Source organism: Streptomyces albipurpureus, assembly GCF_023701525.1.
Lineage (GTDB): Bacteria > Actinomycetota > Actinomycetes > Streptomycetales > Streptomycetaceae > Streptomyces > Streptomyces albipurpureus.
In genome coordinates this window covers 147,567-160,595 of sequence record NZ_JAMQAW010000011.1, presented here as the reverse complement: position 1 = coordinate 160,595, position 13,029 = coordinate 147,567, and the positions used below count along the sequence as shown (strand labels likewise).

Annotated in this window: 11 protein-coding genes and 2 pseudogenes; 7 read left to right on the top strand and 6 right to left on the bottom strand. The window is 69.0% G+C overall.

Annotated elements, in window-relative coordinates; all coding sequences use genetic code 11:
• Positions 1-97: 97 nt before the first annotated feature.
• The 4 genes and pseudogenes from NBG84_RS14925 to NBG84_RS14910 all read right to left on the bottom strand — a co-directional run.
• Entirely contained in the window at positions 98-544 is a 447-nt protein-coding gene (locus NBG84_RS14925) for a hypothetical protein (protein WP_250919912.1), read from the bottom strand.
• A 105-nt stretch (positions 545-649) separates the two neighbouring features.
• Positions 650-847: pseudogene (locus tag NBG84_RS14920) on the bottom strand (SDR family oxidoreductase); the annotation flags it as partial.
• 61 nt (positions 848-908) lie between these two features.
• Positions 909-2,093, bottom strand: a complete 1,185-nt coding sequence (locus tag NBG84_RS14915) for a zinc-dependent alcohol dehydrogenase (RefSeq protein ID WP_250919911.1) — start codon at positions 2,091-2,093, stop codon at positions 909-911.
• Positions 2,094-2,457: 364 nt separating this feature from the next.
• A pseudogene (locus tag NBG84_RS14910) lies at positions 2,458-2,918 on the bottom strand (SRPBCC family protein); the annotation flags it as partial.
• Between the two features lie 229 nt (positions 2,919-3,147).
• On the opposite strand from NBG84_RS14910, the gene NBG84_RS14905 reads away from it, so the two are divergent.
• From NBG84_RS14905 to NBG84_RS14890, 4 genes are all read left to right on the top strand, one after another.
• On the top strand, positions 3,148-3,303 hold the full coding sequence (locus NBG84_RS14905; RefSeq protein ID WP_250919910.1) for a DUF6131 family protein: 156 nt from the start codon (positions 3,148-3,150) through the stop codon (positions 3,301-3,303).
• A 626-nt stretch (positions 3,304-3,929) separates the two neighbouring features.
• The gene (panD, locus tag NBG84_RS14900) at positions 3,930-4,346 is read left to right on the top strand and encodes an aspartate 1-decarboxylase (RefSeq protein ID WP_250919909.1); all 417 of its coding nucleotides are present in this window, start codon (positions 3,930-3,932) and stop codon (positions 4,344-4,346) included.
• A 67-nt stretch (positions 4,347-4,413) separates the two neighbouring features.
• Positions 4,414-4,803: a GNAT family N-acetyltransferase gene (locus tag NBG84_RS14895; RefSeq protein ID WP_308312069.1), complete on the top strand. Its 390-nt coding sequence runs from the start codon at positions 4,414-4,416 to the stop codon at positions 4,801-4,803.
• 125 nt (positions 4,804-4,928) lie between these two features.
• Positions 4,929-5,639 (top strand): aspartate/glutamate racemase family protein, encoded by a 711-nt coding sequence (locus tag NBG84_RS14890; protein WP_250919907.1) that lies wholly within the window; start codon positions 4,929-4,931, stop codon positions 5,637-5,639.
• Positions 5,640-6,018: 379 nt separating this feature from the next.
• Here NBG84_RS14890 and gndA read toward each other — a convergent pair whose 3' ends face one another.
• Positions 6,019-7,461 (bottom strand): NADP-dependent phosphogluconate dehydrogenase, encoded by a 1,443-nt coding sequence (gndA, locus tag NBG84_RS14885; RefSeq protein ID WP_250919906.1) that lies wholly within the window; start codon positions 7,459-7,461, stop codon positions 6,019-6,021.
• A 606-nt stretch (positions 7,462-8,067) separates the two neighbouring features.
• Here gndA and NBG84_RS14880 point away from each other — a divergent pair.
• On the top strand, positions 8,068-9,390 hold the full coding sequence (locus NBG84_RS14880) for a transglycosylase family protein (RefSeq protein ID WP_250919905.1): 1,323 nt from the start codon (positions 8,068-8,070) through the stop codon (positions 9,388-9,390).
• Here the strand turns inward: NBG84_RS14880 and NBG84_RS14875 are convergent.
• Positions 9,271-10,353 (bottom strand): DMT family transporter, encoded by a 1,083-nt coding sequence (locus NBG84_RS14875; RefSeq protein WP_250919904.1) that lies wholly within the window; start codon positions 10,351-10,353, stop codon positions 9,271-9,273. The genes NBG84_RS14880 and NBG84_RS14875 overlap by 120 nt on opposite strands.
• A 210-nt stretch (positions 10,354-10,563) precedes the next feature.
• Between NBG84_RS14875 and NBG84_RS14870 the strand changes: the two genes are divergently transcribed.
• On the top strand, positions 10,564-11,292 hold the full coding sequence (locus NBG84_RS14870) for a (2Fe-2S)-binding protein (RefSeq protein ID WP_250919903.1): 729 nt from the start codon (positions 10,564-10,566) through the stop codon (positions 11,290-11,292).
• A gap of 126 nt (positions 11,293-11,418) precedes the next feature.
• Entirely contained in the window at positions 11,419-12,882 is a 1,464-nt protein-coding gene (locus NBG84_RS14865; protein ID WP_250919902.1) for an SDR family NAD(P)-dependent oxidoreductase, read from the top strand.
• Positions 12,883-13,029 lie beyond the last annotated feature (147 nt).

The window sequence follows — 13,029 nt, the reverse complement described above, 5'->3', positions numbered from 1 at the left end:
GCAGGGCGACCGGGCGGCCCCGGATCGGCGAGAGCACATGGAGGCAGCGCTGCCGGACGCGTGCGGCGCACCAGCGGATGTGCGTCATGCGTGGCGGTCACGGGCCCGGTGTGTGGCCGGGGCGCCCGTGTGTGCGGCGGGTTTCCTTCATCTCCGCCTCGTACACATGCCGCCGGCCATCCAGCAGTTCCCGCCGGATACGGGCTTCGATGTCGGTGAAGGGCTGGTAGTAGTGGGTGTTGTACGCCTCGATGATCTGAAAGGTCCAATGGCCGGGGATGACGTTGCGGCCCACGATCTCGCGTTCGAGCAGGTCGGCCTGGGCGTCGTGGCCCGCGGCACGCAGCTGTTCCAGCGCCTCGTCGAGCTTCAGGTCCGCGCCGCCGGTCAGCTGGTGGAAGGCGTAGAGGCTGCCGCGGGCCCGTTCCACGGTCTCCAGGGCCTCGGAGAGGGCGCCCAGCGCGCGCACCGTTGTGTCGCTCACGCCGTCGGGGCGGCGATGCGACGGGTCGGTCGGCTTGTCATCGGTGTGTTCGTTGTTCACGGTTCTCCTGGATACGGTCCCGCGCGGGGCGGGGACGGAGTTGCCCTGGCGGTCGGCGCACGCGGCTGTCAGGACCGCCCGTGGCCACTTCCGGTCGAGGCCCGGTCAGGGCAGTGGGGTGCCGCCGGTGGCGTTGACGATCTCACCGGTGATGTAGCTGGCCTGAGGTGAGGCGAGGAAGACGAAGGCGGGTGCCATCTCGGCGGGTTGAGCGGGGCGGCCGAGGGGTGACTGCTTTCCGAACTCGGTGGTGTCGGGCGCTGCTGGAACGGTCGGGGGACGGGGTGAGACTGCAGACGAGCGCCAGGGCGCGGGGCATCGAACCTCCGGTTGATGGGGCTTGGAGCCGGTGGGGTGGCCGGCGTCAGGGGATGAGCAGGGTTTTGACCATGCCGTCCTGTTTGGCCTGGAAGGTCTTGTACGCGGTGGGGCCCTCTTCGAGGGGCAGCCGGTGGGTGGCGAAGCCGTCGACGCCGAGGGGGTCGGAGTCGTTGAGGAGGGGGAGGATGTCGTCGACCCAGTGTTTGACGTTGGCCTGGCCCATGCGTAGTTGGATCTGCTTGTCGAAGAGGGTGAGCATGGGGACGGGGTCGATGGCTCCGCCGTAGACGCCGATGACGGAGATGGTGCCGCCGCGACGCGCGGCGTCCACCGCGAGGTTGAAGGCGGTCATGCTGTCCACCCCGGCCCGGTCCATCAGCTTCTCGCCGAGCGCGTCCGGGAGCAGCCCCGCGAATTGCTGGATCGCTTTGGTGACCGGCGCTCCATGGGCCTCCATGCCGACGGCTTCGATGACGGCGTCGGTGCCGCGCCCATGGGTGAGCCGGCGGATCTCGTCGGCGATGTCCTTGCCGTACTCGTTGAGGTCCAGGGTGTGGACGCCGTTGGCGCGGGCGCGGGAGAGCCGTTCGGGTACGAGGTCGACGCCGATGACCAGTTCCGCGCCCTGGAGGAGGGCGATGCGGGAGGCCATGTCGCCGATGGGGCCCAGCCCGATGACGGTGACGCTGCCGCCGGGCGGGATGTCGGCGTACCGCACGGACTGCCAGGCGGTGGGCAGGACGTCGGAGAGGTAGACGAACCGGTCGTCGGGTGGCCCGTGGGGGACCTTGATGGGGAGGGTGTTGCCGAAGGGGACACGCAGGTACTCGGCTTGTCCGCCGGGCACCTGGCCGTAGAGCTTGGAGAAGCCGAAGAGGGAGGCGCCGGTGCCACGCTCGGTGACCTGGGTGGTCTCACACTGGGAGTGCAGGCCCCGGTCGCACATCCAGCAGGTGCCGCACGAGACATTGAACGGGACGACCACCCGGTCTCCCGGCGACAGGGCGGTGACCTCCGGTCCGGTCTCCTCCACGATGCCCATCGGCTCGTGCCCGAGGATGTCACCCGCGTCCAGATAGGGGCCGAGGACCTCGTACAGATGCAGGTCGGATCCACAGATCCCGGACGAGGTGATCTTCACGATGATGTCGGTCGGGTCCTGGATCTTCGGGTCCGGGACCGTGTCGACCCGTACATCGCGCCTGCCGTGCCAGGTCAGAGCCCTCATGATGCCTCCGTAAGCTGTTAGGCGGCCCGGGAGGGCCGGGTGGCTGATGGCGTCGTGTCAGTAGTGGCTTCAAGGGGGCGGCCGTCAGGCACTCTGAGGCGCTCTGGTCGCTGATGGAGTTGCCCGACGGACTCGCTGATTGCGGAGATGGGAGCGGGGTGTTGGCCTCCGCCCACCGGTAGCGCAAGCGGCTTGACTCCGTCGTGGCGACTCCCTTGTCGGCCGCTGCGTCCCGGACCCACGCATCCCCCTACCCTTGGCCGGGCAAACATGGGCAAATGGGGTGCGATGGGTTGTGGGTGTGGTCCACCTGTCTGCGTATGCCGTGCTCTGGGTTCCGTCGCCCCGGGGTTTCCCAGGCGGTGCCGCGCCGGGCGCCGGTGGCGGTGCCGCGGGATTCGATGAACTGCTTGAAGTTCTTCAGATCGCCCTCGGCCTGGCGCCGGACGAAGCCGCGTTTGCCGGCGACGGTGTCGGCGATCCCCTGAGGGTCGTGGTCGGGTTGGAGCGTGACCCTGGTGTGCGTGTCGTCGAGCCGGTGGAAGGTGACCGCCCCGGCTTGGCGGACCTCGCCGCTGACGGTGGTCCGGGCGACCCGTTCGTCGGGGACCTGCCCGGTGATCTCCGCGTCGAACTCCCGTCCCACGCCGTCGACCTTGGTGACCCGGTGGGATCAGGGTCGAAGTGCGCTGCTCGATGCGCTCCACCGCGTCCATGAACGGTGGGAACTCCTCCAACCGCGTCCACTGGGCGTAGGCGGTGCGAATGGTCGTAGGCGGTGCGAACGGGCACGGCGACCTCGACGGACTCCTCGGTCTTCGACATACCCACTCCCTGTGACGGCCGGTCGGTGACAGGCAGCGCATACCCGGGTTATCCCGTCTGACACGACATGGGCCGGCTCGCCGGGACTGGGCTCGCGGCCCGGGTTCACGGCCCCCCGGGCCGCCTGCCATGCAGCGGGGGCTCCCAGCGGAGCGCTCGCTCCTGTTGTGCAGCCGACAGAACCGGGCAACCCTGGGACCAGGGGAAACGCTCCACGACCGGAGGCAAAATGATCATCCTCGGCCTCATTCTTCTGATCATCGGCCTGGTGGCCGGCATTGGCGTTCTGTGGACGATCGGGATCATCCTGGTCGGGATCGGCGTGGTGCTGTGGGCCCTGGGGGCGCTCGGGCACGCGGTGGGAGGCCGTCGGCACTACTGGTAATCGGGTGGGGCCCGCATGGAATGTCCGCAGATCTACGGGCAGGTCTGCTCCTTCTGGCTGGTCACGCCGGGTCGGCTTCAGGGCATGCCGGGGCACGGGCCGAGTCATTGGCTGATGCCCGCTGCCTGCCACCCCGAGTGCCGCCTGGCGGACAACAACAATGGCCAAATCGCATCCTCGCTTTCGCTGACGGGGAGTCCGCAGCCATGTCACCGCGCCGCGTGGGCCTGCCGATAGCTCTGATGATCCACGGACTGCTTCCCGGGGCCTCCGGAGCGGAGCCCCGCCGCGGGGGACGGTCGGTCCACGCCCGCTCCGGCTCTACCGTCCGTTGACCCCGTCGTTGTGGGTCCGTGCCGCGGTGGAAGTCGCCCGGAGGGCCGAACCGCGGGGCTCTCGAAGGCCGTTGCGTAGACTCGCGCGGTCGTGGCGGCAGGGCGCGTGGGCTGTCGCGCGGCTCCTGTGAACCTGCCTGACGGTTCGTCAGTAACATCGGTAATCGGTCAGTACCAGGCTTCGAGAACCCTGGGGGGCGGTCGACCGGGCATATGACTCGTTGTACGGTAGGGGAGACGCCCTTGACCTGCAAAAATGCAGGCAGGGAGCCTAGACTGGGGAGCACTTAGATGTTGCGCACCATGTTTAAGTCCAAGATCCACCGAGCTACCGTCACACAGGCGGATCTGCACTATGTGGGGTCGGTGACCATCGACGCGGATTTGATGGCGGCGGCCGATCTCCTGGCCGGCGAGTTGGTCCATATCGTTGACATCACCAACGGTGCGCGGTTGGAGACTTATGTCATCGAGGGTGAGCCGGGCTCCGGAGTCATCGGCATCAACGGGGCTGCTGCCCATCTGGTGCATCCGGGGGATCTGGTGATCCTGATCAGCTACGCCCAGGTGGATGACGCGGAGGCGCGGTCGTTGGAGCCCCGGGTCGTTCATGTGGACGCGGGCAACAGGATAGTGGAGTTGGGTGCGGACGCTTCAGCGCCCGTGCCGGAAAGTGAGACCAGACGCGCTCCGCACGTCCGGGTCTAGCGCTGAGCCGCGGATAATCGCCTGGCGGGCCTGGAATAGACCAGTATGGAGCGGTCCGACTGTGTCCATACGGGCCACAACGCCTACAGCGAGGAAGCCGTCTGCCATGCCGGAGCAGGAGTTCGACATTCGTGACAACAGGAGCAAGGGCCTTCTGGAGGCGTATGAGAACGGCCAGGTCATCGGTCGTATCGCGTACTTCACCCTGGAGGGAGCCCCGGCCGCTCTGGTCGCGGTGCACACCGTTGTCGAGCAGGAGCACGAAGGCCGGGGAATCGCGGGCGCGCTGGTGCGGGAGTTCTACGCGATCGCCGCCCGTGAGGCGGTGCCGGTCGTGCCCCTCTGCCCGTACGCGGCGAAGTGGGCCCAGCGACACCCCGACGAGGCTCCCGAACCTCCGGCCGAGCTTGTCGCCGCGGCCAAGGAGCAACTCGGAAAGAGCCCGCAGCAGTGGTGAGCCGGAAAGCCATCGGCCCTGACCAGCGCCACCAGCGCGAGGGCGTATGGGGCTGACCGGGGGTGGCATCCTGGACCAGGATGCCACCCCCGGTTGCGGGGAGGAGCGGCCGCTACGCTGCGTCCATGCTCGCCCTGCTGCACACCTCCCCGGTCCATGTCCCTGTCTTCGACACCCTGCGAGACCAGGACCATCCCGGTGTTGAGCTGCTCCACCTGGTACATCAGGACCTGCTGGATCGAGCCGTCACCGAGGGGGCGGATGCCGTCGGCCCGCAGGTGGCCGAGGTACTCGCCGGCGCGGTCGCCCAGGGTGCGACCGCGATCCTCTGCACCTGCTCCACCCTGGGGGCCATCGCCGAAGCGAGCGCGTCAGAGCTGGGTGTGCCGGTGCTGCGGGTCGATCGTCCGATGGCCGCTGTCGCGGCTCGTTCCCGCCGGATCGCCGTGGTCGCCGCGCTGCACAGCACGGTCGAGCCCACGGCCGCACTGATCACCGACGAGGTCACCAGGTCACCGCGCCCCATGGCCACCGCAGGTCAGGCGGACGGCGGGCCCCAGCTACGGACCGTACTGGTCGAGGGGGCCTGGGAGCGGTTCCAGACAGGTGATCGGGACGGCTATCTCGACGCCGTGGCCGCCGCCGTCGATGAGATCGGCCCCGCCGCCGATGTCATCGTGCTGGCGCAGGCATCCATGGCGGATGTCGCCGAGCGGGTCACCACCAGCGTCCCCGTGCTCTCCAGTCCGCGCCCGGGTCTGCGTGCGGCGGTTCTGGCCGCGCGGTCAGCGGTGCCACCAACGGGCCCGCACCCGTCCCTGACCCCGACGGGGTAGGTCATGGGTGAAGCAGGGGGAAAGCGGGTGTGGGTCCCGCAGGCGGGGGAACGCGGATGGGGAGAGAGTGGGAACGCATGACTTCGCACTATGGAGGTCTGGTATGACCCAACCACCCGTACCCCCCTCGCCCGTCCCGACCCCGGGGCCGCCAGGGCCGACTCCAGGGCCGATTCCTGGGCCGGTGCCCACCCCGTCACCACCACCGGGGCCCGCACCTGACCCCATTCCACCCGCGCCGACCCCCAGCCCTCAGCCCCAGCCCCCCGAGCCGCAGCCTGCCCCGGGTCCGGTCTGATCCGCAGACTCGGCAGATGAACGGGTGTGGGGGTACCGGGCCAACTGGCCCGGTACCCCCACACCAGCCCGAGTACCGTGTTCAGCCGACCGCGACCTCTGAGCGGTCGCCACCCCACAGGGTGTGGAACACCCCCTCGCGGTCGATGCGCCGATAGGTGTGTGCCCCGAAGAAGTCCCGCTGCCCCTGGGTGAGCGCAGCGGGCAGCCGTTCGGCCCTTAGCGCGTCGTAGTACGCGAGAGCGGCCGAAAAGCCGGGCGTGGGGATGCCCTGCCGGGCTGCGGTCGCCACCACTTCGCGCCAATCGTCCTGTGCTGCTCCGATCTCAGCCGTGAACTCCGCGTCCGAGAGCAGGCTCGGCAGATCGGGCCGTGTGTCGTAGGCGCCGCGGATGCGGTCCAGGAACGCGGCCCGGATGATGCAACCGGCCCGCCAGATCGAGGCCACCGCACCCAGGTCGATATCCCAGTCGTAGAGGTCGCTGCCCGCCCTGATCTGGTGGAAGCCCTGGGTGTACGAGACGATCTTGGACGCGTACAGCGCCTGTTCCACGCGCGCCGCGAACCGGTCCGCCGCATCCCCGCTCAAGGGTGCGGGAGTCGGTCCCGGTAGCCCGCGCGAGGCTGATCTGAGGTCCGCGTGCCCCGAGAGCGAGCGGGCGAAGACCGCCTCGGCGATGCCGGAGACCGGTACCCCGAGATCAAGGGCGATCTGCACGGTCCAGCGACCGGTGCCCTTCTGCTCCGCCTGGTCCAGAACGACATCCACGAACGGTCGGCCCGTCGCCGCGTCCGTATGGGCGAGCACCTCGGCCGTGATCTCGATCAGATAGGAGTCGAGCCGCCCGGCGTTCCAGCCGCGGAAGGTGTCGGCGATGCGGGTGGGGGAGAACCCCGCGACGGAGCGCAGCAGATGGTACGCCTCGCCGATGAGCTGCATATCCGCGTACTCGATGCCGTTGTGGACCATCTTCACAAAGTGGCCCGCGCCGTCCGGCCCGATGTGTGTGACCGTGGGCGTACCGTCGGGGGCCTTGGCGGCGATCCGCTCCAGCAGCGGTCCGAGCGAGGCGTATGACTCGACGGACCCGCCGGGCATGATGCTCGGTCCGTGCAACGCGCCTTCCTCGCCGCCCGAGATTCCGGTGCCCACGAAGTGGATGCCGCGCCGGCGCAACTCCTGCTCCCGACGTCTGGTGTCGGCGAAGTGGGCGTTGCCGCCGTCGATGATGACATCGCCCTTCTCCAGCAGCGGAGCGAACTCCTCGATCACCGCGTCCGTGGGATCGCCCGCCTTCACCATGATGACCAGCCGTCGCGGGGGCTCCAGGGCCGCTACGAAGTCCTCGGGTGACTCGGCAGCGACAAAGGCGCCCTCGCCGCCGAACGCGTCCACCAACTCCCGTGTTCTGGCGGTCGTCCTGTTGTGCACGGCGACCGTGAAGCCGTTTCGGGCGAAGTTCCGGGCGAGGTTGCGGCCCATCACCGCCAGTCCCGTCACACCGATCTGGGCTGTTCCACTCATGCTTTCGCTCCCGGTCCGTTGGCGAACCCGTCCGCCTTCCCATACGCGTACGCGCGGACGCAGCCACTCACCGATCTTCGAGGAACCGGACGTTCGGCGCATTTCGGGGGCGGCAAGGAGAGCATCGCCCAGGTGCTCTGCGGAAGTGGTCTGCGGCCGTGCCCAGGCGTGCTCGTGGCGGTGGTGGCCTTGTGGGCCTGCGGCGCCAGGGCATCGGTGCTCCCTGGACGTCTCAGCCGCTCCGCAGGGCTGCCTCGGTTCCACGGGGTCCTGTGCGGAGCCCCGGCCCGTCTGGGCCGAACTCGGGCCTGCCTTCGCCGAGGCCCGGACCGGTTGAAGACATCATTCGCCCGATCCGACGCCTGTCCCGGCGGTACGCTCCCCGTCGAGTCCGCTCTCGCCGTGATGCGCTCCTCGGCTCTCAGCTGACCGTCCCGCTGAACCAAGGGCCTTTGTTTGACGGGTACTTGGGGGTGTTCCCGCCCCCTCTGCCTCGGTGCGCCCCGGGCTGAGCTCTTGTCATCACCCATATGGAGCATTTAAGTTGACGGCTTGAGCGTGATCTTTTTGTGATCTGACCAATCTGTTCAATGGGGGAGTACTGCCATGGCCGCAACAGGTCGGCACCGCCGATACCAGCCGAGCCGCATCAACCGAGCCTCCCTCACTGTCACCGCCAGCGGTGCGGGAATGGCGCTTCCGCTGATCGGGGCGGGACCAGCGCAGGCCGCCTCGGTGGATGTCTGGGAGAAGGTCGCCGCGTGTGAGTCCACCAATCAGTGGACCATCAACACCGGCAACGGCTACTTCGGCGGTCTCCAGTTCTCGCAGGCCACCTGGGAGGAGTACGGCGGCCGTGAGTACGCCCCGCGGGCGGATCTCGCGAGCAAGGATCAGCAGATCCTCATCGCCGAGCGGGTCCTCAAGGGGCAGGGCCCCGGGGCTTGGCCCACCTGCTCGGTCCGCGCGGGTCTGACCCGCGGTGGAGATGCCCCGCAGGTTTCACCGGATCGTGGCCAGTCGGCCGACCGGGGCGATCGTGCGGCCGCCCAGAGCGAGCGGACCTCCCCCAAGAAGGCGGCCGCCCCGCGTGCCGCCGCGCCCGCCGCACAGCCGAAGGCCACACCGACCGCGGTCCCCACCCAGCGTGAGGGCTACACCGTGACTCATGGCGACTCGCTCTCCAAGATCGCGAAGAGCGAGCAGGTCAAGGGCGGCTGGCAGCGGCTGTACAGCCAGAACCGGCCCGTCATCGGCTCCGACCCGGACATGATCCACCCCGGGCAGCGACTCGTGGTCCGGATGCAGGCCCCGACCAAGGACCGTCCGGGGACCCAGCCCGACAAGGCCGATGACAAGCGCGAGACCAAGCCGCGTCCGGGGGTGAGGCAGCAGACCCCCAAGCAGCAGCCGCCGCAGCAGAAGCCGTCGAAACAGCAGGCGCCGCAGCAGCAGCCCCCCAAGAAGCAGACGGTCAAGAAGCAGGAGGCCAGGCCGGCCAGCGCGAGCAAGCCCGCCCGCACATCCAGGCTGAGCGCCCCGGTCGACTCCTCCACCGGAACCCCGTACCGCAAGACGGGTTCGGCCTGGTCCAGCGGCTACCACACCGGCGTTGACTTCCCCGTCCCCACGGGTACCTCGGTGAAGGCGGTCGCCTCGGGACGGATCATCTCGGCGGGTTGGGGCGGCTCCTACGGCTATCAGGTCGTCATCCGGCACAACGACGGCAGATACAGCCAGTACGCCCATCTGTCGGCGCTGAGCGTACGAGCCGGCCAGGAGGTGGCCAGCGGTCAGCGGATCGCCCGCTCAGGATCCACCGGCAACAGCTCGGGACCGCATCTCCACTTCGAGGTTCGTACGGGGCCTGGGTACGGGTCCGACATCGACCCCCTGGCCTACCTCAGGGCGGGTGGCGTCTCGCTCTGAGATCACCACAGCCAGCAGCTCCGGCTCGGCGGACGGACGGGGCAGTGCCGTCCGCCCGGTCGGAACCTCGCTTGGATCAGTCTCGGTCGGGTCGTCCTGCGGCGCCGCTGACTCGGCCGGACCAGCCGTGCCACCAGCGGCGCTCAACCGCTCGCTCGTGAGCAGCATCAGACCGCTGGTGGCCAGTGCTCCGAATCCCAGCGCCAGCACCGTGCCCAGTACGCCGTAGCGGAAGCCCTCACCGAACATGGTGATCCCCACGGCCGCGGCCACCACCGGGTTGACGACGGTGACGGTGGCCAAGGGGGCGGCGAGGCCCGCGCCCCGGTAGGAGGCCTGCGACAGCAGCAGTCCACCGATCGCCAACACCGAGATCAGCGCCAGACTCGGCCACTGGACCAGCGGTCGGGCCCACTCCCAGCTCATCGCGACCGTTTTGGTGAACACCGAAGCGATACCGAACGCCACGCCCGCCGCCGCGGCCAGCAGCACGCTCCGCAACACCGGCCGGTGAATGGTCTGGGCGACCAGGAAGATCAGGGCGATAGCGCCGAGGGTCGCCGCGGCGAGTACGCCCCGCTGACCCGTGCCCAGGGTGTGGGAGCCCGCGTCGCCGGCGAGCGCCAGCAGACCGGCGAGGCCGGCCGTCGCCATCAGTGCCCCGCGCCAGGCTGTCGCGCCTGCCTTGCGCCGGACGAAGAGGGCCGCCATCGGCAGGGCGAAGACTATGGTCAGCGCGCCCAGTGGCTGGACCAGGCTCAGTGGCCCATAGGCAAGCGCCACCACATGCAGCACCGCCCCGAAGCCGTTGAGGGACACGGCGAACCACCACCCGGCGTGATGCAGGGGGGCGTACGGCCGGGCGGGAGTGGCTGCGGCGACATGCTCCTGCATGATCGCCCCGGCCGCGTACGCGACCGCGGAGACCAGCGACAGGAGCACGGCCAGCACGAGGGAACTCATACAGACCACAATCTCCCTGTTCGGCGCTCACGTCGTCGTCCTTGAGCAGTCAATTGGACGTACTGCCGACGGAGTACGAGCGTAGGCCAAAAGTCCCATGCGCGACTGTTATGCAGGTCAGAGGGGGTGCCAGAGAAAAGGGCAACCTCGACCATGGTTAAGGTGACCGAGGGGTAACCCGTAAGGGGTGACGGAGTGCGGCCAGGGCACGTGGATCTGCGGGAACTCAGTTCGATCGGTGGTTTCTTCGCCCTGCGAAGCTCGACGCCCACCGAGGCACCGACTGCCCCCGCGGCGACGGGTGCGCCCCTCGCTCGGATCTACTCGGGCGATGACTCCCTCCTCACCCTCCGTGTCGACACGGTCATGGCCAAGCTGGCCGTCCCGGAGCGGCGGGTCGCCGCCTCGATCGCCCAGCTCGGGCTCGCTGCCCGCCTCTGGTCCATCGCCCTGGGGGCGGCGGCGCTCTACGGGGCACTGCCCTCCCTCGACCCCGAGCGGCTCGTCTGGGCCCCAGGCCGTGGCGCACCGGATGACCTCTGGTTGCTGGAACCGAGCCGTCCGGTCGCACCGCGCGCGATGCCGGGTACCGCGGCGCGCATTCGGGACACCGTTCAGTACGCCCACCTCGTACCGCTCGCCGAGGCGCTGCGCCGTGACACCCCCGTCTCCCGACGGCTGCTGTGGGGCAACGCCGGCTCGGCGCTCGCCGGGGCGGTACGCCAGATCGACGGCTGGGCCCGTCGAGGGGGCAGAGTCGATGTGGCCGAGCGGGCCGCCCTCCTGGCCGGTGAGCTCCTTCGCCATCCCGACCTCGCCGGCACCGTCCGTGGCTCATCGATGCGCCGGGGCAGTTGCTGTCTGTACTACCGCGCCCCCGGCGGCGGGCTCTGCGGGGACTGTGTCTTCGACCACCCGCCGGTGCGCCCGACACCCTGATCGCCCGGAGGATGACGTTCGTCTCCCCACGGGGGCGAACGGTGCATTTTGCCGTCACCCTTTTGCTCAGTAAAGTTGCGCTTTTGAAACCCCCAGCGTATGAGCGATAGAGGAACGACTGCGGTCATGACGGTGACAGAGGACAGCTTGGTGTACGGGCCAGGCATCGACCCCGAGCGGCTTGCCGTCTGCCTCAGCGTGCTTGACGAGCTGGACAAACTGGAGGTCGACCACCCGGACGCCATTGCCGTGCGACGCGCCACGGCCGGCGTGTACCGCACGGTCAAGCAACGCCGCCGACAGGAGCGCCGGGCCGCCAAGACCGCCCATGACAGGGCGGTCACCGAGGCCACCGCCACGGGTTCCGCCGAGCGGATCGACGATGAGACCGAAGGCCTGCTGCCTTCTTCCTCCGTCCTGGGTGAGATCGCCGGGATACTCCAGCGTCCCCGGTCCTGCTACATCTGCAAGACCCGCTACACCGAGGTCGATGCCTTCTACCACCAGCTGTGCCAGGCGTGCGCGGCCGAGAACCGTGCCCGCCGGGACGCCCGTACCGATCTGAGCGGCAAGCGTGCCCTGCTCACCGGTGGGCGCGCCAAGATCGGTATGTATATCGCGCTACGGCTGCTGAGGGACGGTGCGCACACGACCATCACCACCCGTTTCCCGAGCGATGCCATCCGACGCTTCAAGGCGATGCCGGACAGTGATGAGTGGATTCATCGGCTCAAGATCGTCGGCATTGACCTCCGTGATCCGGCGCAGGTCGTGGCGCTCGCCGACTCGGTGGCCGCCGCGGGGCCGTTGGACATCCTGATCAACAACGCCGCACAGACCGTGCGTCGCTCACCGCAGGCGTACCGGGAGCTCATCGCCGCCGAAAGCGCCCCGCTGCCCGCGGGTGAGCTGCCACCCGCGCAGGTCATCGGCACCTTTGGAAGTGGCGCGGTCAACTCCGTGGCCGCGTTGCCCTCGGCCGCCGGCGAGGGGTTGAGCGCCGCTGACGTCACCGGGCTCGCGCTGGTCTCCGGCTCTGCGACGCCCGCCCGCATCGAAGCGGGTACCGCGATCGACGCGGGTGGCCTGGTCCCCGATCTGCACCACACCAACAGCTGGGTGCAGACCGTCTCCGAGGTCGAGCCGATGGAGTTGCTGGAGGTCCAGCTCTGCAACTCGACCGCACCGTTCATCCTGATCAGCCGATTGCGCTCGGCGATGTCGGCGGCGGCCGGCCCGCGGACCTATGTGGTGAACGTCTCCGCGATGGAGGGCGTCTTCAGCCGCGGCTACAAGGGCGCCGGGCATCCGCACACCAACATGGCCAAGGCCGCGCTGAACATGCTCACCCGCACCAGCGCCCAGGAGATGTTCGAGTCCGACGGCATCTTGATGACCGCCGTCGACACCGGCTGGATCACCGACGAGCGTCCGCACCCCGACAAGATGCGACTGGCCGACGAGGGCTTCCACGCCCCCCTCGACCTGGTCGACGGCGCGGCTCGGGTCTATGACCCCATCGTCCGTGGCGAGGCCGGCGAAGATCTCTACGGCTGCTTCCTCAAGGACTACGCGCCCGCGAACTGGTAACTCGTACCTCTTCGTGCGAACCGGCCTCCTTGTGGCTCGCTAGAGCCGAGATCCAGGCGGTGATGAGCCGTGGGACCCCCGTATCCCGCTCCGCGCGGACACCGGGGTCCGCCTGTATCAGTGCTGCTGAGCGGTCTGGTCCGCCCA

What these genes read in the sequence shown, in the direction of transcription:
- NBG84_RS14890 (WP_250919907.1), top strand. Translation starts at nt 4,929, where the DNA reads ATGCTCGCCCTGCTGCACACCTCCCCGGTCCATGTCCCTGTCTTCGAC.
- NBG84_RS14875 (WP_250919904.1), bottom strand. Translation starts at nt 10,353, where the DNA reads ATGAGTTCCCTCGTGCTGGCCGTGCTCCTGTCGCTGGTCTCCGCGGTC.
- NBG84_RS14880 (WP_250919905.1), top strand. Translation starts at nt 8,068, where the DNA reads ATGGCCGCAACAGGTCGGCACCGCCGATACCAGCCGAGCCGCATCAAC.
- NBG84_RS14865 (WP_250919902.1), top strand. Translation starts at nt 11,419, where the DNA reads ATGACGGTGACAGAGGACAGCTTGGTGTACGGGCCAGGCATCGACCCC.
- panD (WP_250919909.1), top strand. Translation starts at nt 3,930, where the DNA reads ATGTTGCGCACCATGTTTAAGTCCAAGATCCACCGAGCTACCGTCACA.
- gndA (WP_250919906.1), bottom strand. Translation starts at nt 7,461, where the DNA reads ATGAGTGGAACAGCCCAGATCGGTGTGACGGGACTGGCGGTGATGGGC.
- NBG84_RS14915 (WP_250919911.1), bottom strand. Translation starts at nt 2,093, where the DNA reads ATGAGGGCTCTGACCTGGCACGGCAGGCGCGATGTACGGGTCGACACG.
- NBG84_RS14905 (WP_250919910.1), top strand. Translation starts at nt 3,148, where the DNA reads ATGATCATCCTCGGCCTCATTCTTCTGATCATCGGCCTGGTGGCCGGC.